The organism is Bifidobacterium colobi (assembly GCF_018555455.1).
Lineage (GTDB): Bacteria > Actinomycetota > Actinomycetes > Actinomycetales > Bifidobacteriaceae > Bifidobacterium > Bifidobacterium colobi.
The window spans coordinates 229,915-249,817 of the sequence record NZ_JAFEJU010000001.1 but is presented as its reverse complement, the minus strand read 5'-3'; the positions used below and the strand labels follow the sequence as shown (position 1 = coordinate 249,817).

17 protein-coding genes and 1 tRNA gene are annotated in these 19,903 nt (G+C 63.6%); 14 read left to right on the top strand and 4 right to left on the bottom strand.

Annotated elements, in window-relative coordinates:
- Positions 1-171: 171 nt before the first annotated feature.
- The 5 genes from JS530_RS01120 (at position 172) to JS530_RS01100 (ending at position 3,740) form a co-directional block, all read left to right on the top strand.
- Positions 172-624, top strand: a complete 453-nt coding sequence (locus JS530_RS01120; protein ID WP_140463235.1) for a helix-turn-helix domain-containing protein — start codon at positions 172-174, stop codon at positions 622-624.
- A 341-nt stretch (positions 625-965) separates the two neighbouring features.
- Positions 966-2,318 carry a helix-turn-helix domain-containing protein gene (locus JS530_RS01115; protein WP_190972453.1) on the top strand — a complete coding sequence of 451 codons (1,353 nt, stop codon included), beginning with the start codon at positions 966-968 and terminating at the stop codon, positions 2,316-2,318.
- Positions 2,315-2,899 carry a WhiB family transcriptional regulator gene (locus JS530_RS01110; RefSeq protein WP_190972452.1) on the top strand — a complete coding sequence of 195 codons (585 nt, stop codon included), beginning with the start codon at positions 2,315-2,317 and terminating at the stop codon, positions 2,897-2,899. The genes JS530_RS01115 and JS530_RS01110 overlap by 4 nt, the downstream gene beginning before the upstream one ends.
- A gap of 44 nt (positions 2,900-2,943) precedes the next feature.
- Positions 2,944-3,525 (top strand): ParA family protein, encoded by a 582-nt coding sequence (locus JS530_RS01105; protein WP_140463231.1) that lies wholly within the window; start codon positions 2,944-2,946, stop codon positions 3,523-3,525.
- Positions 3,522-3,740, top strand: a complete 219-nt coding sequence (locus JS530_RS01100) for a hypothetical protein (RefSeq protein ID WP_033494383.1) — start codon at positions 3,522-3,524, stop codon at positions 3,738-3,740. Before JS530_RS01105 ends, JS530_RS01100 begins: the two co-directional genes overlap by 4 nt.
- Positions 3,741-3,823: 83 nt before the next feature.
- Here JS530_RS01100 and JS530_RS01095 read toward each other — a convergent pair whose 3' ends face one another.
- The gene (locus JS530_RS01095; RefSeq protein WP_214358548.1) at positions 3,824-4,387 is read right to left on the bottom strand and encodes a DUF4411 family protein; all 564 of its coding nucleotides are present in this window, start codon (positions 4,385-4,387) and stop codon (positions 3,824-3,826) included.
- A complete protein-coding gene (locus JS530_RS01090) occupies positions 4,384-5,553 on the bottom strand; it encodes an ImmA/IrrE family metallo-endopeptidase (protein WP_190972451.1) in 1,170 nt (389 codons plus the stop codon). The genes JS530_RS01095 and JS530_RS01090 overlap by 4 nt, the downstream gene beginning before the upstream one ends.
- Positions 5,554-5,960: 407 nt before the next feature.
- Between JS530_RS01090 and JS530_RS01085 the strand changes: the two genes are divergently transcribed.
- The 9 genes from JS530_RS01085 to JS530_RS01045 all read left to right on the top strand — a co-directional run bounded on the left by JS530_RS01085 (position 5,961) and on the right by JS530_RS01045 (position 17,832).
- Positions 5,961-7,673, top strand: coding sequence for a SpaH/EbpB family LPXTG-anchored major pilin (locus JS530_RS01085; protein WP_214358549.1), 1,713 nt, complete (start codon positions 5,961-5,963; stop codon positions 7,671-7,673).
- A gap of 153 nt (positions 7,674-7,826) precedes the next feature.
- Positions 7,827-10,862, top strand: a complete 3,036-nt coding sequence (locus tag JS530_RS01080; protein ID WP_150379090.1) for an LPXTG cell wall anchor domain-containing protein — start codon at positions 7,827-7,829, stop codon at positions 10,860-10,862.
- A 163-nt stretch (positions 10,863-11,025) separates the two neighbouring features.
- Positions 11,026-11,229, top strand: a complete 204-nt coding sequence (locus JS530_RS01075; RefSeq protein ID WP_033494380.1) for a hypothetical protein — start codon at positions 11,026-11,028, stop codon at positions 11,227-11,229.
- A gap of 64 nt (positions 11,230-11,293) precedes the next feature.
- Positions 11,294-12,145, top strand: coding sequence for a VirB6/TrbL-like conjugal transfer protein, CD1112 family (locus JS530_RS01070; protein WP_190972449.1), 852 nt, complete (start codon positions 11,294-11,296; stop codon positions 12,143-12,145).
- Positions 12,146-12,171: 26 nt separating this feature from the next.
- On the top strand, positions 12,172-12,537 hold the full coding sequence (locus JS530_RS01065; protein WP_140463215.1) for a PrgI family protein: 366 nt from the start codon (positions 12,172-12,174) through the stop codon (positions 12,535-12,537).
- Between the two features lie 2 nt (positions 12,538-12,539).
- A complete protein-coding gene (locus tag JS530_RS01060; RefSeq protein ID WP_214358550.1) occupies positions 12,540-14,900 on the top strand; it encodes a VirB4-like conjugal transfer ATPase, CD1110 family in 2,361 nt (786 codons plus the stop codon).
- Complete coding sequence (locus tag JS530_RS01055; RefSeq protein ID WP_150379088.1) at positions 14,900-16,219, top strand: CHAP domain-containing protein; 1,320 nt, start codon at positions 14,900-14,902, stop codon at positions 16,217-16,219. The genes JS530_RS01060 and JS530_RS01055 overlap by 1 nt, the downstream gene beginning before the upstream one ends.
- Before the next feature lie 28 nt (positions 16,220-16,247).
- Positions 16,248-16,793 carry a hypothetical protein gene (locus JS530_RS01050; RefSeq protein WP_150379087.1) on the top strand — a complete coding sequence of 182 codons (546 nt, stop codon included), beginning with the start codon at positions 16,248-16,250 and terminating at the stop codon, positions 16,791-16,793.
- A gap of 31 nt (positions 16,794-16,824) precedes the next feature.
- The gene (locus JS530_RS01045; protein WP_214358551.1) at positions 16,825-17,832 is read left to right on the top strand and encodes a hypothetical protein; all 1,008 of its coding nucleotides are present in this window, start codon (positions 16,825-16,827) and stop codon (positions 17,830-17,832) included.
- A gap of 324 nt (positions 17,833-18,156) precedes the next feature.
- Here the strand turns inward: JS530_RS01045 and JS530_RS01040 are convergent, their stop codons facing one another.
- Both JS530_RS01040 and JS530_RS01035 read right to left on the bottom strand, forming a co-directional pair.
- A complete protein-coding gene (locus JS530_RS01040; protein ID WP_240541025.1) occupies positions 18,157-19,608 on the bottom strand; it encodes an ATP-binding protein in 1,452 nt (483 codons plus the stop codon).
- A gap of 179 nt (positions 19,609-19,787) precedes the next feature.
- Positions 19,788-19,860: transfer RNA gene (locus JS530_RS01035), tRNA-Lys, on the bottom strand.
- Between the last annotated feature and the right edge of the window lie 43 nt (positions 19,861-19,903).

Genomic DNA, 19,903 nt, shown 5'->3' with positions numbered 1-19,903 from the left:
CGATTTGGCATTCTGACCAAAAAGTGTGTATTTTGGATGAGTTGCCCCTCTAGCTCAACGGTTAGAGCAGCGTCCTTTTAAGTCGTGGGTTTTTCGGGGATTAAACGTACTGCCCCGACCCGCTTCACGGATTAAATTTGAACGGCTCCCGGTCATGGAAAGCGTGTTTCCATGTCTCGGACCAGTGCCTCCGCCGCGTGCGCGTTGCCGCCGGTGTTTGCCGTTGACGGCCTCGCCGATGCCTCGCGCGTCCTGTTCGGGCGTGGTGTCGTTCCTCAATCCCATGATACCCGTTTTCTGCTGGTTCCCGCCTCGAACCGTGGCATAAGCGTACCGGACGGGCAGGGTGCGGCGAGCGAACGCGAGTTGCGTCGTGACGGCGTGACCACGCGCCGCGTGCGCATGCTGATGGGCGAGCCGAATTATGTGAGCTACGCGGCGCTGGCTCGTATCATGCGGCTGTCGAAGTCGTCGGTGACGGGCAAGCTCAACGGCGACATCAACTGGACGTTGCCCGACATTCGGCGCATCGCGTCGCATTTCCGCGTTTCCAGCGACTGGCTGCTCGGCCTGTCCGACGATCCTGTTCCTTCGATGGCGAAGGAGGTGGTCGCCTTCACATAGAAGAAGCCCTCTCCTTGCGGGAGAGGGCCAGGTCCGTTCGGGATCCGTGGAGGCGGCCGGTCAAAACCGTTTCCCGGATTCCAATCACAAGAATCGCGAAAGCCAGCATTTGTAAGAGAAAGGTTCGGCTTTCGCGGTGCAGACAGAGATTGGATTCTTATGTCTTACAAGCAGGATTGTATACCCGCACGTGTGACCGTCATCGTGTGCGGAAGCCCGGAAAACCAAGGTTTTGAGAGAAAGCCTTATATCACGGTTTCACCGTATCTCGACGAATCGGTCAGCCACGCTGACCGGTTGCGGCGTGCCGTGGCCGCGCATCCGGCGGGAGGTGGACGCCGATGAGCATCCAGGCATTGAGCCGCGTGTTCACGCTCAAGCGGCTGATCGAGGACCCGTACGCCCAGCTCGTGCTCATCAACCTTGCCGACAACGCCGACGAGCACGGGCGCAACTCCTTCCCCGGCATCAAGAAGATGGCCAGGAACTCGTGCATGTGCGAACGGTCGGTGCAGCGCAAGCTGCGCTGGCTGGAGGAGAACGGCTTCATCCGCAAGTCGGAAGCCACTGAAGTGATCCAGTACCTGCCCGAGTACAAGCGACCGACCGTATGGGAGATCTGCATGGACCGCGACGAGACGCTGCCCGCGCCGACGGACCGCAAGCCGCGCACGCCACGCAAGGACGAGAACCAAGCGGAGGAAACGGACGACACCACACAGGATACCGACGCCGGCGCATGCGAGACACCCGGTGCATCACAGTCACCGGGTGCAGGAAAAGCACCGGACGGCAGCAGGACGCCCGACGCACTACGAGTCACCAGCCCGGTGACCGTGCAGTCACCCAAACCATCCCATGAACCTATTACCCCTCTGTCCCCTAAAGGGGACATCTCCCCACGGGGAGACTCAGCCGAGAACAACCCGCCCACCATCAGCCAATCGTCCAACGCGCCGGACCTCGACGTCGAACCGAACCAAGGTTTCGGCTTTACCGGCGAAAACCGTCGGTCGGACGACGCAGTCGTCGGGGACAACGTCTCCGCGTCCGATTGCGACGCGCTGCTGAAACGATTCGCCGAACTGCTTGCCGGCGAACAGGTGACGGCCAAACCGCCACGGGCGCGCGACCAGCGCGCCGCAGCGGGACTGCTCGCGGAACACAGCCAGATGGAGATTCTGGAGCTGGTGCTGTGGGCCGCCAAGAATCCGTTCTGGCGTCCGAAAATGCTGAGCATGTCCGAGTTCGCCCGACGCTGGGAACGCCTATGGCAGGAACGGCGCGGCGAGATCGAGCAGCGACGACTCAGAGCCAAACACGTCAAATCAGGGATCATGTCCGCGAAAGACGAGGAAGAGAAAGACCCGCATGCGGCGGTGCTGGTCTCATGCGAAACCGTCACACAGTGCCCGGTGTTCGGCTACTCGTCGTTCCAGCACGGCAGATCGAACAGCCGCATCGCATTCGCGCAGAACCACCTCAACGGCTCCATCCGCCGGGACAAATGCCCGGTATGCGCGTACGACGAACGCAACCTGGCGCTGCACGGCAACGCGCGCACCACGGAAGCCGTCAAGCGGGCGCGAATCGAAGCCAACGAGCAGACGAAACGCTGGAAGGAACACCTGCGGCGGAAGGAAGAGCAGCCGGCCTCGTTCGACAGGATGCCAAGCATGGAACGGAGTGCATGATGGATGGGTTCCGTCCCACTGGCAAGCCGGACGGCAGACCGGCACGCGATCCGGGCGGCGACGAGTGGATACACACGTCGATGCTGCCGCCCGGCGGCCTGTGCGCACAGGCGCAGCTCGACTTGTACGACATGATCTGGATGGAACTCGACGCCGCCGGCGACTCGCGCCCCGACCAGATGCTGCGCGGCGCAGCCAAACGCCTGTGCGCGCAATGCCCGATGCTCATGCCGTGCCTGGCCCGCAGCCTGCTGCGCCCGGTCACGCACGGCATCCTCGGCGGCATGACCTACAAGGAACGACAGTACGCGATGCGCGTCGTCATCGTCCACGACGTTCTACCCGAACGCAAGGCCACGGACATCGCCAAACCGTACCGGCTGCTACTCGACTGGCTCGACGCCCACCCCGAAATCCACAGCATCGTCCGCAACCGGCGACGCAACGAGCGCGCCCGCAAAACCGGCAACGGCGAACCACTCGGCCGACCACGCAGGCTCACCCGGCTCGAACCCGGCGAACGCGATCCCCCGGATACGCCCGACGATCATGCACTATCGGACACATCCGCAAAGAAATAAAGAAACAAAGAAAAACACAAAAACATACACAAAGGGAGACCACCATGAGAATCGCCATCGCCAACGCCAAAGGCGGGGTCGGCAAGACCACCATCGCGCAATACCTATGCCACGCGCTCGTCCGCGACGGGCAGCATGTCACGCTCTTGGACGCCGACCCGCAGTACTCCGCGACCCTGTGGGACAGAATCGCCAACCTCAGCAACGAAACGCTGCCGTTCAACGTGCGGGCCGCTTCCGTTGACGAACTCGCCGCAATCCGCGCCACGCCGGGGGAATGGCTCGTCATCGACGCGCCGCCCACGCACGCGGGCCTCAAAACCGCGCTCGACATGGCCGACTTCGTGATCGTGCCCACCACCGAATCGCCCGTCGACCTGCAGCAGGCATGGGCGACCGTCAACGCGGCCGGACGCACGCCCGCCGCCGTACTGCTCAACAGGGTCGAAACGAATACGGTCGCGTTCCGGCAGGCCATGCACGCGCTCGAAACACAGGACACGCCACGATTCGACACGATCGTGCCCAAACGGCAGGAGATCAAGACCAGCTTCGGCCACCGCCCAGCCAAACTCTGGGAATACGGTCTCGTCCTGCACGAGCTGAGACGGGCGGTCGGACGATGAAAGGGAACCTGAGCTATCTGCCCGCCGAACGCGAGATCACGTCGGTCGACGATATCTACCGCGAGGAACCGGCCAACGACCCCTACATGGTCACCAGCATCAAGATCCGCACCTCGCTGCGCAACCGCATCAAAGCGGCCGCCGGCATCAAGGGCATCCGCATGCAGGACCTCGTCGCCCAAGCCCTCGCCGAATACCTCGACCGGCACGAGTGATCTAAGGTGCCGGATGCGCAATCACACGACGGAAGGTATCCGGCACCGCACTGCATCGCGATGTCTTCATGGCCGATGCAGGATCAGAGTGTTGGCTGGATGGGGTATGGCGATGAAACGAGTTCTCCGCTGGCGTCGTAGAACTCGTGTAGGTTCATGGTGCGCACGCCCATCGCGTCGGCCACGTCGGGAATCTTGGGTTCTTTTCTCAACGGGCTGCTGGGCATGGGATGCACGGCCTGCTCGTTGGTGACGACGATCGCGTCCTCGACCATTGCAGCGGCGATCAGCCACGGGTCGGCTTTGGTTTCCGGCTCCCATTGACGGTACGAGGCTGGCCGGTAGAGTCCGCAGGTGGCCAGGTAATCCTGAACCTGCGCATAGGCCACACCGATTTCATCGGTCTTATGCGAAAGCTGTTTGTCTGAGAACAGGTTGAACGCCCATTCGGCCAGCTCGTCACGGTTGCCGTCGCTGTCCTTCTGGGTGATCTCCTTGAACACGGTGTCAAGCAGCTGTATCTTGCCGTTGTGCGCCATACGTTCCAGCCACCGCCAGAATGGATGAAACTCCTTGTAAGCGAACGGGTGATGGGTACGGTAGGACTCGATGAAAATGTTCGAGTCCAGCAAAAACAGATCGCTCACTGATCCAAGCCTTTCGCCTTGAGCAGGCCATCATAGGCGTGCATGGACCTGACGCCCAGCAGGGACAGGCCATCGGAATAGGGCAGGCTTCCCCGGTCGACACCGTCCCGGATCATGCGCACGAACCTCGTGTCCAGATGGGAAGCGTTCGTCAGGTTCTGATTGCCTCCGGAACCGGCGGCCTCCGTATCCGTCACACGCCGTTCGCTCAGGGCGCGGACCAGACGCACGTCCTCGTCACTGGCCAAGCCAAGCTTATGGGCATGAATCGTCAATGCCAAAGCGCTCAGACCATACCTTTTCGCGCAACCATCCGCAATGTCCTGCACACGAGCACAATCCGCAACCATCTTCTTCCAATACGCGCGGAATTCCTGCTCGTCATCCACGACCGTCAGAACGACGGCCTGGTTGATCTTGCGTTCGACACCATTGCCGCCATCCACGGAGGAGTCGTTGTACACCTCATTGGAACCGAGCAGCACGTGACCGATCTCATGCAGGAGAGAGAACAGCATCGCCGCATAGGAATCATTGCGATTGACGAAAATCAGAGGCGCCACGTCATCCAACAGCACGAACGCACGAAACTCGCGCACATTCAAACGGCGCGCACTGGACGTTCCCACCCGGGAGTCGACCATCACCATCAGACCCGCGTCGGAAGCCTTGCCACGCAGGAAACGGAACCGATCGGCACTGCTCTTATGCCGGCACCAGCCAACGTCCAAGGACAATCCCTCGCGAATATGCGCGGCAAGTTCACCCGCGGTCACATGGGACGGCACACTGCCGACCAGCAGATTCTCCCCGAAACCCTGCGCGATCATCTCATCACGCGCCCAATCCTGACGGTTGCGCATGACCGCGATCGTATCCTGAAGATTCCGGCTCGCTTCGACCCCGCGATTGTCGATCGTGCGATACCGGATCAACTCATCCTCATGGGACTCGGGAACCACGGAACGTACCAGCGCGCCGAACGGCACCTGCAACGCGGAACCGATCGCGGACAACTTGGTAAAAGACAGGCTCAACGGACCCGTCTCGTTCAACCACTGCGGAAACTCAGCCAGACCATCCTTATGCGCCACAGCCGCGGGATCAGCACCACTCTGCCTAACGGCCCACCGGAGCGTGGCCGGATGCACGGTAATAGACGCCATCGCCACACTCCCTTCCGATACCGCAGACAAAAAGACCCACCACATGTCAGAGCGGCGATCCGCAGCCTCGGGTGGGTATTGGTAAATCTCATCATATCCGACTGAGTGGATTTCAACATGGGAGCGATGCAACTATAAACAAAGAAATACAAACATAAAGAAATGCTACGAAACTACCGGCCGATAGACGGCGTCGGACGGTGACGATTATCAGCGTGGGACCACGATGCCGTGGCGGGCGGCGGCAGGATGAGGGGCGTGCGGTCGGGCCAAGGGTGGTTCGGGTAAACGTTCCGCACCTTCCCTCTCATGGTATGGCCGCGCCGTCGGGTTCTCTTCCTTTCTCTTCCCCGTCGGCGCGGTTCGTGCCTTGGTTCAGGGGATGCGGATAGTGAAGGACTTCGATCATGTTCTCTTTCCACAGGATCGGCCGGCTGCTGCGCGCGACGATGACGGCCGTGCTGTTGCTGGCCACAGTGTCGGCCGGCGGCATCGCTCATGCCGATGAGGCCGGTGAGACGACGCCCGTATTGGGTGATTCGATCACGCTGAATGCCGGTCCGGGTTCGTCGTTGAATGGCGCGGACTTCAAGGTGGTCAAGCTCGCCGGGTTCACGGTCCAGGGTTCCGCGGTGACCGTGCGCACCGAGGACGCGGTGCGCGGCGATGTGATCGCCTCGCTGCCGAAGGTCGGCGACAGCGAGTACCCGGCCGATGCGGGCGCTGTCGACGGCGGAACGGTTGGCGAGACTACACGGGGCGACGACGGGGCGGCGGACACGGGTTCCGGTGGCGAGGATCCGATCGTGTGGCTGGCACGGCAGGGCGATGTGAAGGATTCCCCGGTTTGGCGGCTGTTCGCCGATCGCATGGCGGCCACCGTTTCCGTCACGGATGCGCCGGTCATGTCCGGCACGACGACGCCGGCCGACGACGGCACGATTTCCTCGGTCGTGTTCGCCGGATTGCAGCCCGGCCTGTACCTATTGGAGGATACGAACACGGCGTTGACCGGTACCACGCGTTCGGCGCCGATACTGGTCGGTACGGCGATCACCGCCGCGAAACCACCGATCGGCAACGCCGACGGCACGGCCGAGATCAAGAACCAGCGCGTCACGATCGGCAAGAGCATCATCGACGGCGATGATGCGACGCTGACGGACGACCGCAATGTGGGCGACATCGTGGACTATCGTATTGAAACCCTCATCCCCGATACCGCGAAATACGCGAATGATGCGGCCAACCCGTACGTGTTCCGCCTGGCGGACGTCCTGTCGAAAGGCCAGCGGTTCAACGATGATCTGTCCGTCACGGCCAGCGAGGACGGACAGGCATGGCGTCCACTCGACGGTGACGATTACACGTTGCAGGCAAGTGAGTCCGACGGCGGCACGGCAACCACGATCGATCTCGATCTGAGTGCATGGGTTTACGCGAATGGCCGTGACGGCATGGCGGGCGGTTTGCTGCGCGTCGACTATTCGGCCACGCTCACCGAGCATGCGACGATCGACGGCGACGGCAACACGAACACGGTCGCGCTCACGTACTCGAACGATCCGAAAACCAATCAGACCGGCGAGCTCACGCCTCCGGACACCACCGTGTACACGCACGGCTTCCAGTTCGGCAAGATCGGCGAGGATGGCAAGACGCCGCTTGCCGGCGCGACGTTCACGCTCTATACGGCGGACACGTTCGCGGACGACGCCAAATACCGTCGCGCCGACCGTCCCGACGAGGACGTGACCGCCACGTCCGACCGCAACGGCCTCGTGAGGTTCGACGGTCTGGCCGCCGGCACGTACTGGGTGCGCGAAACCGGAGTGCCGGACGGCTACCGTGACCTCGACGTGCGGTTCAAGGTCACGATCACCGCAGATCCCGGCAAAACGGCGCTGGTCGTGTTCGAGCGCGTGCCCTCACTGGCCGATTCGCTCGTGCAGATCGAGAAGAACGGCCTGCTGTTCGTGCGCAACGTCACCACGATCACGAACCTGCCACTGACCGGCAGCGGCGGCATCGTCCTGTTCCTCGTCATCGGCGGCCTGCTCGCCGCCGGCGGCGCGATCATCGCCATCATGACTCATCGCAAGGGACGCCTGCTCAAATAAACGCTCTACGTCCGCCCCCGTTGCGCAACCCCACGGAATCGTGCGACGGGGGCTTTCGTGTTTTTCTCAAGGCATACGGCACTCCAATATCCGTTCGGGACCACGGGCGGCGAGCATGGGAACGGATACTGTCTGGCGTGCGGTGGGGCGCCAATGGTGGGCTCCGGTCAAATGATCCGCACGGGCTTTGCGGTTCGTCGTTCGCCGTCGCGGGTTTCTCTCTCCCTTTTCCTCGCGGCGGCGGCCGTCGGCCGGGGTCTGGCTCCTCGTGAAAGGGAGTGTTTCGTTATGGGCGTGTTGGGAAGGAAATGCAGTATCGCGGCGGCCATCGCCGCGGCGGTGTGCCTGCTGGTGTCGCCGATGCTGGCGTTGGGGTCGCCGGACGGCGCAGCCGGCACCGGGAGCGGCGGCGTAGTCGGCGGGCGTGGCAATACGGCGGATACGGCGTCGCTGGGCTGGTATCTGCCGAACAAGGCGTGGGTGCGCATGGACGACGACGGCGTCTGGCGGATGGTTTCCGATCCCGAGAGGGATAATCACGTCGGCGCGGACGGCATGTCGTTCCTTGACGGCGACGTGGTCGCGGCGGCGGTGAATTTCACGGTGCCGTGGTGGGATGAGCCCACCCGGTTGGAGCTGGTGGACGATTGGACGCTGGTGGACCGGTATCTCGACGTGCGGGACGTGTCCGAGGTGCGCGTGTACGTGGCCGAAATGGACGAATACGACGCTCCCTCGCTGGACGGCATCAACGTGACCGGCGAGGACGTGACCGACCGTTTCGACATCGTCTCGGAAGGCATGACGGTCACGGCGAAGGCGACGGCCGAGTATCTGGCGTCGCTGGACCTGAGGGAACGTCGCAAGTCGTTGCAGTTCTCGATGCTGGTGCCGTTCGACGTGAGGTTCGACGTGCGCGAGGATCTGCAGCGGGACATCGATGCGATGCGCACGCGCAGCGGGTCGCTCGACAATACGTGCAGCGACGGCAAACACGAGCTGGTCAACCGCGGCGGCGTGTTCTGGGCCGATCACGAGTATTGGGAGACGAACGAGCCTCGCCTGTGCATCGTGCGCCCGGAGTTCGACAAGGACGTGACCGCGAGCGAAACGGAAGGCGGCGACGGGTCGAGCATCGACGGCCGCAGCGTACTGCCCGGCCAGACGGTCACCTATGAGCTGGAATTGCAGGTGGGGGCCGCATCCGACTACACGTTGCACACGCTGGAGTTCGTGGACGAGTACGACGTGCGCACGACGCCGGTCAAGGAGAGTCTGACGGTCATCGATGCGCGTGATGGTGTGACGGTGCCGGCCGAAGCGTACGACGTGGAGTGGGACGACGCCGGGCACAAACTGTCGGTCTCGTTCCGGCGCGACTGGCTGGACGAGCATTGGGAACCGTACAGGGCCCACTGGTATCGGCTGGAGTTCGACGCGACCGTGTCCGAGGATGCGGCCACGGACACGGTGATCGCGAACCGCGGCTGGATCACGTTGAACAATTCCGGATTGGAGTCGAACGAGGTTACGAACCGGCCGGTCGACCCGCAGCCGGTCAAGCAGGACACGCAGGCGGACGCGTCGGTGGACATCGACGGCAAGACCGTACTGGTCGGCGACCGCCTGTACTACCGGATCACGATCGACGCGGCAGGTTTGGCCGACCCGGCGTATCCGGTGCGCCGGCTGGGCGTGATCGACGACTACGACGAAACCGTGCTGGACGTGGACGAGGCCGGCATCCACGTGCTTGACGAGCAGGGCGCGGACGTGACCGACCGGGTGAACGTGCAGGTCGCCGATGGCGTCGTCTACGCGTTCTTCAAGACCGTGGACACCACGCTTGCCGACGGGACGGTGCTGCCGGGCGACCCGCAGCCCGCCGATCTGACGGAATACGCGCGGCGTGAACTGTCCGCGGAACGTGACGCGGGCATCGACCAGTCGCTGCTCGGCAAGACGTACCAGCTGGTGCTGCCGATGACGGTCATCGCGGCGGCGGACGGCGGTTCGGTCGAGAACACGGCCGTGCAGGTCACGAACAAGCGCCGCGCGGTGTCGAACACGGTCACGAACGTGCTCGCTCGGCTCGACCCGTTCAAGGACGTGACGGTCGACGTCGGCGCGGACAGCGCGGACGGCATGAGCATCTACAAGGACCAGCTGTTCCTCTACCGGTTGGACTCCTCCCTGCTGCCCGCGAACCGCGCCTACCCGCAGGTGACGCAGTGGCACATCGACGACGATTACGACGAGTCGGGCGACGAATACGCCGGCCAGTGGGCTGTGTACGCGGCCGAGGACCTGCATGACGCGGCCGGCAGTGTGATCGCGGCGAAGGGCTCGCGCATCGCGGGCAGCGGCTTCGACTCCGCGCGATTCGGCGGCGACCTGTTCTCGTTGGACATGCGCGACGGCACGTTCACGGTCGCGGCCACGCAGCGCTATCTCGACTTGGTGTCGGCCGACGGCGCGCATGCGCAGGCATGGCGCGCGTACGTGCAGTTCCGGCGGGTGAAGGCCGGTGAGTTCTCCAACACGTTCACGGAGACGCTGAACGGCGTGGAACGCCCGTCGAACACGGTGACCACGCGCACGCCCGAACGCTCCCCGTCCGTGGGCGTGGAGAAGTTCGACGAGGCATCCGGATTGGAGGAGGGCGACCGCGACGACACGAAGGACGCGTTGGAGATCACGGGAGACGGCACGACGATCGTGTTCCGCATCACGAACACCGGCGACGTGCCCCTGACCGGTCTTGAACTGTCCGACGAAACGATCGCCGGCGACGGCACGGTCACCGATCTGAGATACCCGGATGGTTGGGCGGCGCTCGTATTGCAGCCGGGCGAATCCGTGGACGTGACCGGCACGTTGACCGGCGTCACCGACCTGCACACCGATCGCGCGACCGTACAGGCCGCGCCGGTCATCGAATGCGTGCCGAAGGACGACGACCCGTTCGACGACAAGCCCGCGCAGCCGGTCGAACCCGGCACGGTGTGCACGGACACGCCGATCACGAGCGAACCGGATGACTGGAGCGCCTACATGAAACGCATGCTGCCACACACCGGCGTCGATCTGACCGGCATCATCGCGATCGGCATGCTCGTCCTGCTGACCGGTTTCGCCATGCTCCGCATCGCCCACTCGCATCGCCGGAACCCGGTTTCCGACTTCTGACTTCCGTTGCGGCCGCGCATTATTCGCATGGCCGCAACGGTTCCTACGGGGATGCCGCCGACCGTCAGACCGGCGGCATCCCATCGCCAAGGCCGTCCGGCTTTCGACAACACCGGGCGGCCGTCCACTCACCGTTGAGTCCCATCACCGCAAAGGAGCCGTCATGGACACGATCACCACGATTCTCGAACTGCTGCAGAAGGCCGCGCTGCTGGGCGGCGGCATCTGGAGCGTATGGGGTGCGATCACCCTGGCCGGAGGGTTGAAGGACCATTCCGGCCCGCAAACCCAATCCGGCATATGGCAGCTGGTCGGAGGCGCGGTCATCATCGCCGCAGCCGCACTGTTCGCCAACCTCAGCTTCTGAACGCCCGTCGGCAAGCGGGCGTTCGATTCGTATCGGACAGTCAAACGAAGAAGGTGAACCGGTCATGGCGGACTTGGTGGAACCGTGCGTGAACATGCTCAACGCGATCGGCGGCGGCATCGACGGCAGCATACTCGACCGGCTCGCATTGGGGCCGGCCGAGTTCAACGCGGGCCTGTACAACATGGCGGGATCGGTGCATACGAGCGCGGTCAAACCGGTGTCCGCCACCATCGCCAGCATCGTGTTCACGCTGGAACTGGCCCGCGCGTCGACCCGCGCGGACGGCGACCGCGAACTGGGCGTGAAGATCATCGGCGGCGTGCTGCTCAAATGCGCGCTCGTGCTCCTGTTTGCGTCCAATGCGGCGCTGATCCTGCAGGGCATCGACGCGGTCGTCTCGCAGATCGTGTCCGCCGCGTCGGGCGTGCTCGCGGCCGCGCCGGGCAGCGAGACGCAACTGTTGGGCGATCAGATGCGATCCGCGATCGAGGATGCGGGTCTGATCGGTCAGAGCGGGCTCATGGTGTTGGTATTGATCCCGTTCATCGTCTCGCAGATCGCCGGCGTGGTGCTGCTGGCGGTCGTGTACATGCGGTTCATGCAGATCTACATGCTGACCTGTTTCGCGTCGCTGCCGATCGTGTTCATGGCCTCGGAGCATACGCGCATGATGGGCGTCGGCTATCTGAAACGCTACGGACAGGTCTCGTTCCAGGCGATCACCCTGACGGTCGGCGTGATCCTGTACCGCACGTTCGTCGGCGAGGCGCTGCGGCTCGACGGGTATGTGGACGGCGGCGACCTGTGGCAGTACATCATCGCGAACTTCGGCACGCTGCTGTTGGGGGCGATCATGCTCGGCTGTCTGGTCATGGTGTCCTCGGCCACCGCCAAGGCCGTGTTCGGCGAATAGACGCGAGATCAGGGAAGGCGGCGGCGATGGCGTTGGAGATCAGGATCTACAAGGAGATCACGGCCACCGAGGCGCGGGTCATGTGGGGCATGAGCTGGCGGCAGCTCGCCGCGGCCGCGATGATGGGCTGCCTGTCGGCGGTCGTGTGGCTCGTGTTCTGGCGCCTGTTCGGGCTCCCCGACGTCGGCCAGTACGTGGTGTTCCTCGTGAACCTGCCGTTGGCCGCATGGGGCTGGCTGCGGCCGAAGGGGCTGAAACCGGAGGTCTGGTTCGGATACGTGATCGCATGCCGGTTCGGGCAGCAACGGTATTTCATCGACGGGCCCGCCCGGTCTCGTCGACGAGAACGGAAACGGGGCAGGAAGGCCATCAGCGAACGGAAGGACGGATGATCATGGCACGACGCAAACCGGCAGGCAGGCAAGGGCGCAGGATGCGCCGGCGGCGGGAGCGAGGGTATCGCACGGCGAAGGAGCTGATCGGCTACGAGGCGATGCTCTCCAACGGGATCGCGTATCTGGGCGACAACCGGTGGAGCGTGACCGTGCGCATGTCCGACATCAACTATGAGACGGCCACGCGCGAACGGCAGGCGCAGCTCATCAACGCGTGGGCGGAGTTCCTGAACACGTTCGACGGCTCCACCCGGCTGCAGGTCACCTGCGTGACGCGCACGCTCGACGCCCATGACGTGATGTCGATGGTCGGCATGCGGTTGGACGGTGGCCAGTTCGATGCGCTGCGCGCGGAATCGAACCGGATCATGCTCGCCAAGCTCGGCGAACGCTCCCGCAACGCGGTCACCGACAAATACCTGACGATCACGATCACGGAAGAGGACCCGGAACGCGCGCAGGCCACGCTGAACCGGCTTGTCAAAACGTCCGAAAGCCAGCTTTCCACGTTGGACGGCTGCAAGATCACGCCGCTCAACCGAGGCGAACGACTGCGCCTGCTGGCCCTGCTGCTGCGTCCGGGCGAACCGTTCCGCTACGACGACAAGCTGGTCGAATCCGGCCGCGCCACGTCGAAGGACTTCGTCGCACCGTGGTGCGTGGACGCGACGGACGCGCGCGTATTGCGACTGTCGAACGCCGCGGGCGATACGCTGCGTTCGACGTTGTGGATACGCGACTTTCCGCCGATCATGTCCGACCGGCTGATCGCCGAATTGACCGGTTTGAAGACCGAGGGCACGGTGTCGATTCATCTTGCGCCGTACGATCGCAGCGTCGGCGCGGAACTGGTGGACCGCAAGATCGCCGAAATGGACATGCAACGCCTGGAGGAGCGTCGCAGGAACATGCGCCGGCACATTCCCGCCGACGAACTGCCCGCCGACCTGCGCGACTCATTGGAGGAGGCGCATAATCTTCGCGACGAGATGCGCCGGTCGAACGAACGGCTCGTGGAGGCGCTGGCGACGGTCACGGTCACGGCCCCCACACGCCCGCTGCTCGACCAGCAGGTCAAGGACGTGCTCGCCGCCTGCCGCAAGCTCTCCTGCACGGCCGAAACCCTCGCCTGCATGCAGCTCGACGGGTTGAACGCAAGCCTGCCGTTGGGCGTGAACCCGCTGCCGATGCGACGCACGCTGACCACGAGCGGCGCCGCGATCATGATGCCGTTCACGAATCAGGAGATCATGGACGAGCACGGCGTGTTCTACGGGGTCAACGCGCGCAGCGGCAATGCGCTCATGGTCGACCGCACCCGCACCACGATCAACGCGAATGGGTTCATGCTCGGCACCACCGGAAGCGGCAAATCGCAGGCCGCGAAGGCCGAAATGACCGCCTTGTTCCTATCCTGCCCCGACGACGATCTGATTATCGTCGACCCCGAACACGAATACGCGCCCCTGTGCGACGCGCTGCACGGCGCGAGGGTGATCGTCAGCGCCGGTTCAGCCGATCGCATCAACCCGATGGACATCACGCTCGACGCCACGCTGGACGGTGACCCGATCCGCACGAAGGCGAACGCGGTCATCTCCATGATCGGCGCGCTCATCGGCGGCTCCGACGGCTTGGACGCCGCGGAACGCTCCATCGTGGACCGGTGCACGCTGGGACTGTACCGCGAATACCGCAACAATCCCGCCCTGCCGCAGCCCACGCTGGCCGATCTGCACGCCCGGCTCGCCGCCAGCAACGAGCCGGAGGCGCGGGGGCTGGCGTTGAGCCTCGAATCGTATACGCTCGGCAGTCTGTCGGGTTTCGCCGGGCAGACCACCGTGGACATGTCCAACCGGTTCACCGTGTTCGACGTGGCCGCGCTGGAGGGCGAATTGAAGACGTTCGGGATGATGGTCGTGCTCGACCATCTGTGGAACCGGGTCGCCCGCAACCGGAAGACGAACCGGCGCACCTGGATCTACGTGGACGAGTTTCACCGCATGTTCTCCAACAGGTACGCGTCCGAACAGTTCCTGGACATGTTCAAACGCGCCCGCAAATGGGGGCTCGGCATGACCGGCATCACGCAGAACATCGAGGAACTGCTCGCCAGCAAGGAGGCGCGGTTCATGCTTGCCAACTCCGCGTTCCTGCTGCTCATGAACCAGACGCCCACCGACGCGGCGCGACTGGCCGACATGTGGCACTTGTCTCCCGAACTGAAGGAACGGTTGGGCGGTGCGCGTCCCGGCGAGGGCCTGCTCAAGGCCGGCGAGGCGTTCATCCCGTTCGACGGGCGCATCCCGACCGATTCCACGCTCTACCGGCTATTCACCACGAAATTCGGGGAGACCTGATGGTCGAGCTCATGGATCCACGGCGGACCGGCACCGCCGACAAGCTCACCTCATACACCGGCCGTATCCGCGAAGGCGAAGGACTGACGGGCCGACTGCGCTCGACCACGGTCAGGTTCGCCGGCGACGCCGCCGCGCTCGGCCGCAGCACCATGCAAACCGCGACGGGGACAACGGACGAACATGAGGAAAACGGTATCGACCCGGCTGACGCGATCCTTGACGTCGGGCAAGGGCTGCGTTCCGCCGGCCAACTGGTGCCAAACACCGGCAGGCGCGGCGGGCGACGCAACCGGCGGCCGATGACCGTGGAGGAACCATTGGACGATATCGCCGATGCCAAGCCGACCGTGGACGTCTTCGCGGAACCGGCAAACGGCGGACAGACCGTGAACGGTCCAGCTCGTCATACGCCCGTCACGTCGTCATCCGGCACGGCTCCGAATCCCGTTGCCACGTTGAGCAAGTCGGACGGCAGCACCCGCGGCGTCGCACGCCGGCTCGCGCAATCCGGAACAGGCGGGATACGCCGTGCAGGGAACACGGCGAACGGAACGGCCGGAGGCATACGTTTCGCGTCGCCATTGTCCAGATTCACGCCCGGCTCCACGGGCTCCGCGACGCGTGGCACCAGAAATACCGCCAAGGGGGTGGCGAAGGCGGCGGACGGCTTGTCCAACCTCATGCGGGCGGCCGTCGAAGGCTCGCGCAGAATCATGGCATCCGTCGTTTCAGCCGTGACGGGCACAGTCGGCATGCCGGTGTTCCTATTGGCGACGGCCGCGATCATGGTGCTCGCGACGCTCATGGCGCTCCTGTCATGGCTGCCCGGCTTCAACGCCACGCAACAGGGCTGCACCGGCGGCGACTGTTTCGTCACCGGCAGCGTGATCGGCTCGCTGGAACCGCCATTGGTCATGAACGGCAACGATACGGTCGTGAACGTGGACGCGATGGACCTGCCCGAAATCACCTCGTACGAGCGCTGGCAGTGCACATGGTGGGCCGCGTCCCGACGCGAGCAGATCGGCACGCCCGTCGACCCGTGGATGGGCGACGGGCGCATGTGGCGCGCCAGTGCCGAACGATTCGGCTATCCGATCGACAAGGCTCCCCGCCCCGGAGACGTCATGGTCTTCCAAGCTGACACACTCGGCGCGGACGATTACTACGGGCACGTCGCCATCGTCGAGGAAGTCAACGAAGACGGCGACATCATCATCTCCGAAAGCGGCGCCGCAGCAGCCCGCGTCACCCTGCGCACGCTCACCGCGCAGCAGCTTGCGGACAACCGGGCGAACATCGACTTCATCCACTGACCGAACCACATCACGCAAAGGAGCATCCATGAACAATCGAGACCCCAAACGCAATCTGATCATCATTGTCACGGTCGCGCTCATTCCCATTATCCTGCTCGGCGCGGCATGCCTGCGCACGTTCATGCCCGTACGGCATACGGGCGTCCCGATCGTCGTGCGCAACGATCAAAACCGGACGGTCGAACCGAAATCGGATACGACGGTCAACGGGCGGAGGATCGACGTCTATCGTACGGACGAAGCGTGCGTGCTGATGGCGCCGCTCGCCGTACAGGCGTACGTTTCCGACCGGGACGACCGCGACCGGAACCTGAGCAACCTATTCACCGAGGATGCGGAAGGCCTGCAGATACCGGTCGAACGCATACGCCACGATGACGCCGGCTCGCTTGGCAACGGCTACGTGAAGGTCGCCATCAACGACGACGCGGCCGCATGCGTGGTTGAGACCGAGTCCGGCGTGATCTGGGAGGTCTACTACGCGGACTTCGACCGCGACGGCTACAAGGTCAGCAAGATCATCAGCCACGACAGGGAACGCGCCTACGTTCCCGGCACCGACGCCCTGTAACCGGCCACGCGTCACGGAAAGGAACAAGATCATGACCGGTGAACCGTTCAACCTCGGCCCGTCCAGCCTCCCCGCCATCGCCGACGACGAGCCGGGCGAGACCCAAATCCTCGGCATGGATGCTCCGCCGCGACGATGCGAAGGCTCCACGGCCAACATCACCCATAATGCAGACGATGCCATGCCTCTGAACCTCGGACCGACCGAACGCAACGACCGCAACAATGACGAAGACGATGACGGTCATGCCGATGCCGACGGCGGTCGATTCATGTCACGATTCCCGGAAAACGCCGTCAAACCGGCGGTAGCAGGATTGGCCGTCCTGCTACTGGTCGGCGGCGTAATCGCGGGCGTTCGCGTCATCACCGCGACGAATCATGCCGAGCCGACCATTCAACAGCCAGTGCAGGCGGAAGAGGATCGCAAACAAGCGGAACGCCTGCAGGATGCAATGACGATCGCGAAGGCGCTGCTCGAACGCGTCAAGCGCAGTCCCATCGCCGATCAGATCAACCCCAGCCAGCTCGAACAGGCTATGGACGATCAGGACATCGAACGCATGGAAGCATTCACCAAACAACTGGAAACCTCATACGCTACAGCGCTAGACGACACGACCAGTCAGACGTCCAAGACCCTCGGCGAAGCGATCGGCCGAGCCGACAAGCTGCGCGCAGCACCGGAATCCGACGAACATGCACGACTCGACCGGCTTGCCGACACATGGCGCGACAAGACCATCACCGAGGAAAACCTGGCCGATGCCATCGCAGCCGCACGCCAGATCGCCGACCTCGCCGCGACGGTCGACGTGCAGCAGACGAAAGCTGCGGAAGAGGAACGGCAGCGGGAACAACGCGAGCAAGAGGAACGCGAACGGCAGTCCGCACAACAGCAGTCCACGCAGCAACAGGCGACGGCACCGACGCAGTCACAGCAGCCGCAGTATCAGCCTCCCACGCCGCAGCCGGCGCCCTCGTGGAACGTTCCCGGCCAGCAAACAGATCGCCTACCCAACCGGGACGGCAGCCTCTGACGGCAGGCACGGGATCATATGCAAGCGCGAACGCAACCCCGCGTCCCGACCCGGCACCAACCGTCACGTTCCGCTCCAACGCAAGCGGTCGTCCCCGACCCCGCGCCAACGCAAGTTAATCCATCAGACCGTCGGCATATCCCCGATATGCCGACGGCTCGCTCTTTTATCCAGCGGTTGCCTCTCGAATTGAAATCGGCGTACGAGTACTGCTATCTATGCAGACTCCGAATTTACTCCGCAGTACTCTGACATGTACTCCGACATACTCCGACATATACATGTCGGAGTATGTCGGAGTATGTCGGAGTATGTCGGAGTATGTCAGTCTCGACTGTAGTACTGTTTGGGATCACGTAGCCCGGACCCGTGCCAGTGCAACAATCCCTGCTGGGCGAGCTGTTTCAATGTCCTTGCCGCCGTACGCGGATTTACACCGATCTTTTCGGCCAAGCGTTTGGTGGTCACTTTCCCCTCGACCGCGACGATGGCCAAGGCTTCGCGTTCGATGTCGGTCAGTCCGGTGGCGGGCACTTCGGTCTGGTTGACGATGGACGGGGCCGTGTCGTTTTGTTCGTTGAGGTAGGGCACGCGTTGCCGGATGTTGTTGCGCAGGACGAGTTTGACCATGAAGTTGTTGGGTTCGCTGTACTCGGGGTCAGGCAGGCCGAGCTCGGCCATTTCCTCGTACATGCGGTGCACGCCCTCGTTGAGCTCGCGCACCAGTTCGAACGCGGTGAGCACATGGCAGATCTTCGGGTTGCGCGCGTACCGGGTGGTGCGCATGTTCTCCACCGTCACCCGGTTCGGCAACGCTCCCGGACTGGTGATCTCCAGACGGTCGTCATAGATCATGACGCGCGTATGCTCGCCGCGGATCGAATAGTCACGGTGCGCGACCGCGTTCACCAAACCCTCGAACCACGCGAACCGCGGATACTCCGGCACCGTGCGGAACCGGCCGTCATCGCCGAGCACCTGGAACTCGCGCAGCAACGAGCCGACCAGCTGGCTGGCCCGCTCCACGACCTCGGGCAGCGGACCGTCGAACTCCACGTCCTTGACGATGTTCAGACTGCGGCCGGTATGCAGTTCGGTCCCGTCGACCTTGACGACGCGCACGCGCGCCGACGGCAGGAACGCGGCCGGATACTGCGAGAACAGGAGCACGCCGGCGTTCGTCAGATGCCCGTCCGCGAGAAACCCGCGACTGCGCAGCACCCGCTCGTCGGGGATATCCGTCGCGCCGATGGCCTGCTTGTACCGGTCGAACACGTCATGATCGATATCGTCGACGCCCGACCGGTCTTCCGGCTCGTCCTCGAACCAACGCTGCCCCTTGTCGTACTCCAACGCGAGCACCTGCTCACGGTCCAACAGCACGCTGCGATCGTCCTCACGCAGATACACGTCGCCGTTCGACCGTTTCGCGACCACATGGTTCGACGACGGCGACACGTCCAATACGAGGACCAGATCATCCTCGCCGGACGAGTTCACGCACGGGATACGCCGGGCGGCCACCTGCGGGGTGGGCGCGCACTGCGTGATCGGCAGCTGCTCGAACGATTCGACCGGTTTCGCGTTCGCGCGCTTGAAGCCGGTGATCTCGCCGTCGTCCTCGATACCGATGACCAGCTGGCCGCCCGAAGCGTTCGCGAATGCAATCAGATGCCGTGCCACGTCCTCGGGCTTGATGCGCGCGCTCTTGCGATCGAAATACTGGTTCTCGCGCATACGGGCGAACGCCGCCGTCTCGTTGGTCTTCGATTCCATGCGCTTCTCCCCGCCCATTCGCGTTGACATTACCAAGGGCAAGCCTACCCGCATCGGCACGACCGCAGCAAAACACCGGTCGGGAACCCCAGATTCACCGGCATGACCATTTCCATGTCAAACCTGGGATGCCGGTACAGAAAAACCCTTGGAAACGTTGACTTCCAAGGGTTGAACTGTGCCCCCTGTGGGATTCGAACCCACAACCCACAACTTAAAAGGATGCTGCTCTAACCGTTGAGCTAAAGGGGCAACAGCACTAAGATACACACTTCCGCCAGACAATCCAAAAATC

Bases quoted from the DNA above. Each gene is read 5' to 3' on its own strand.
- JS530_RS01120 (WP_140463235.1), top strand. From the start codon at position 172: ATGTCTCGGACCAGTGCCTCCGCCGCGTGCGCGTTGCCGCCGGTGTTT.
- JS530_RS01115 (WP_190972453.1), top strand. From the start codon at position 966: ATGAGCATCCAGGCATTGAGCCGCGTGTTCACGCTCAAGCGGCTGATC.
- JS530_RS01110 (WP_190972452.1), top strand. From the start codon at position 2,315: ATGATGGATGGGTTCCGTCCCACTGGCAAGCCGGACGGCAGACCGGCA.
- JS530_RS01105 (WP_140463231.1), top strand. From the start codon at position 2,944: ATGAGAATCGCCATCGCCAACGCCAAAGGCGGGGTCGGCAAGACCACC.
- JS530_RS01100 (WP_033494383.1), top strand. From the start codon at position 3,522: ATGAAAGGGAACCTGAGCTATCTGCCCGCCGAACGCGAGATCACGTCG.
- JS530_RS01090 (WP_190972451.1), bottom strand. From the start codon at position 5,553: ATGGCGTCTATTACCGTGCATCCGGCCACGCTCCGGTGGGCCGTTAGG.
- JS530_RS01085 (WP_214358549.1), top strand. From the start codon at position 5,961: ATGTTCTCTTTCCACAGGATCGGCCGGCTGCTGCGCGCGACGATGACG.
- JS530_RS01080 (WP_150379090.1), top strand. From the start codon at position 7,827: ATGGTGGGCTCCGGTCAAATGATCCGCACGGGCTTTGCGGTTCGTCGT.
- JS530_RS01075 (WP_033494380.1), top strand. From the start codon at position 11,026: ATGGACACGATCACCACGATTCTCGAACTGCTGCAGAAGGCCGCGCTG.
- JS530_RS01070 (WP_190972449.1), top strand. From the start codon at position 11,294: ATGGCGGACTTGGTGGAACCGTGCGTGAACATGCTCAACGCGATCGGC.
- JS530_RS01065 (WP_140463215.1), top strand. From the start codon at position 12,172: ATGGCGTTGGAGATCAGGATCTACAAGGAGATCACGGCCACCGAGGCG.
- JS530_RS01060 (WP_214358550.1), top strand. From the start codon at position 12,540: ATGGCACGACGCAAACCGGCAGGCAGGCAAGGGCGCAGGATGCGCCGG.
- JS530_RS01055 (WP_150379088.1), top strand. From the start codon at position 14,900: ATGGTCGAGCTCATGGATCCACGGCGGACCGGCACCGCCGACAAGCTC.
- JS530_RS01050 (WP_150379087.1), top strand. From the start codon at position 16,248: ATGAACAATCGAGACCCCAAACGCAATCTGATCATCATTGTCACGGTC.
- JS530_RS01045 (WP_214358551.1), top strand. From the start codon at position 16,825: ATGACCGGTGAACCGTTCAACCTCGGCCCGTCCAGCCTCCCCGCCATC.
- JS530_RS01040 (WP_240541025.1), bottom strand. From the start codon at position 19,608: ATGGAATCGAAGACCAACGAGACGGCGGCGTTCGCCCGTATGCGCGAG.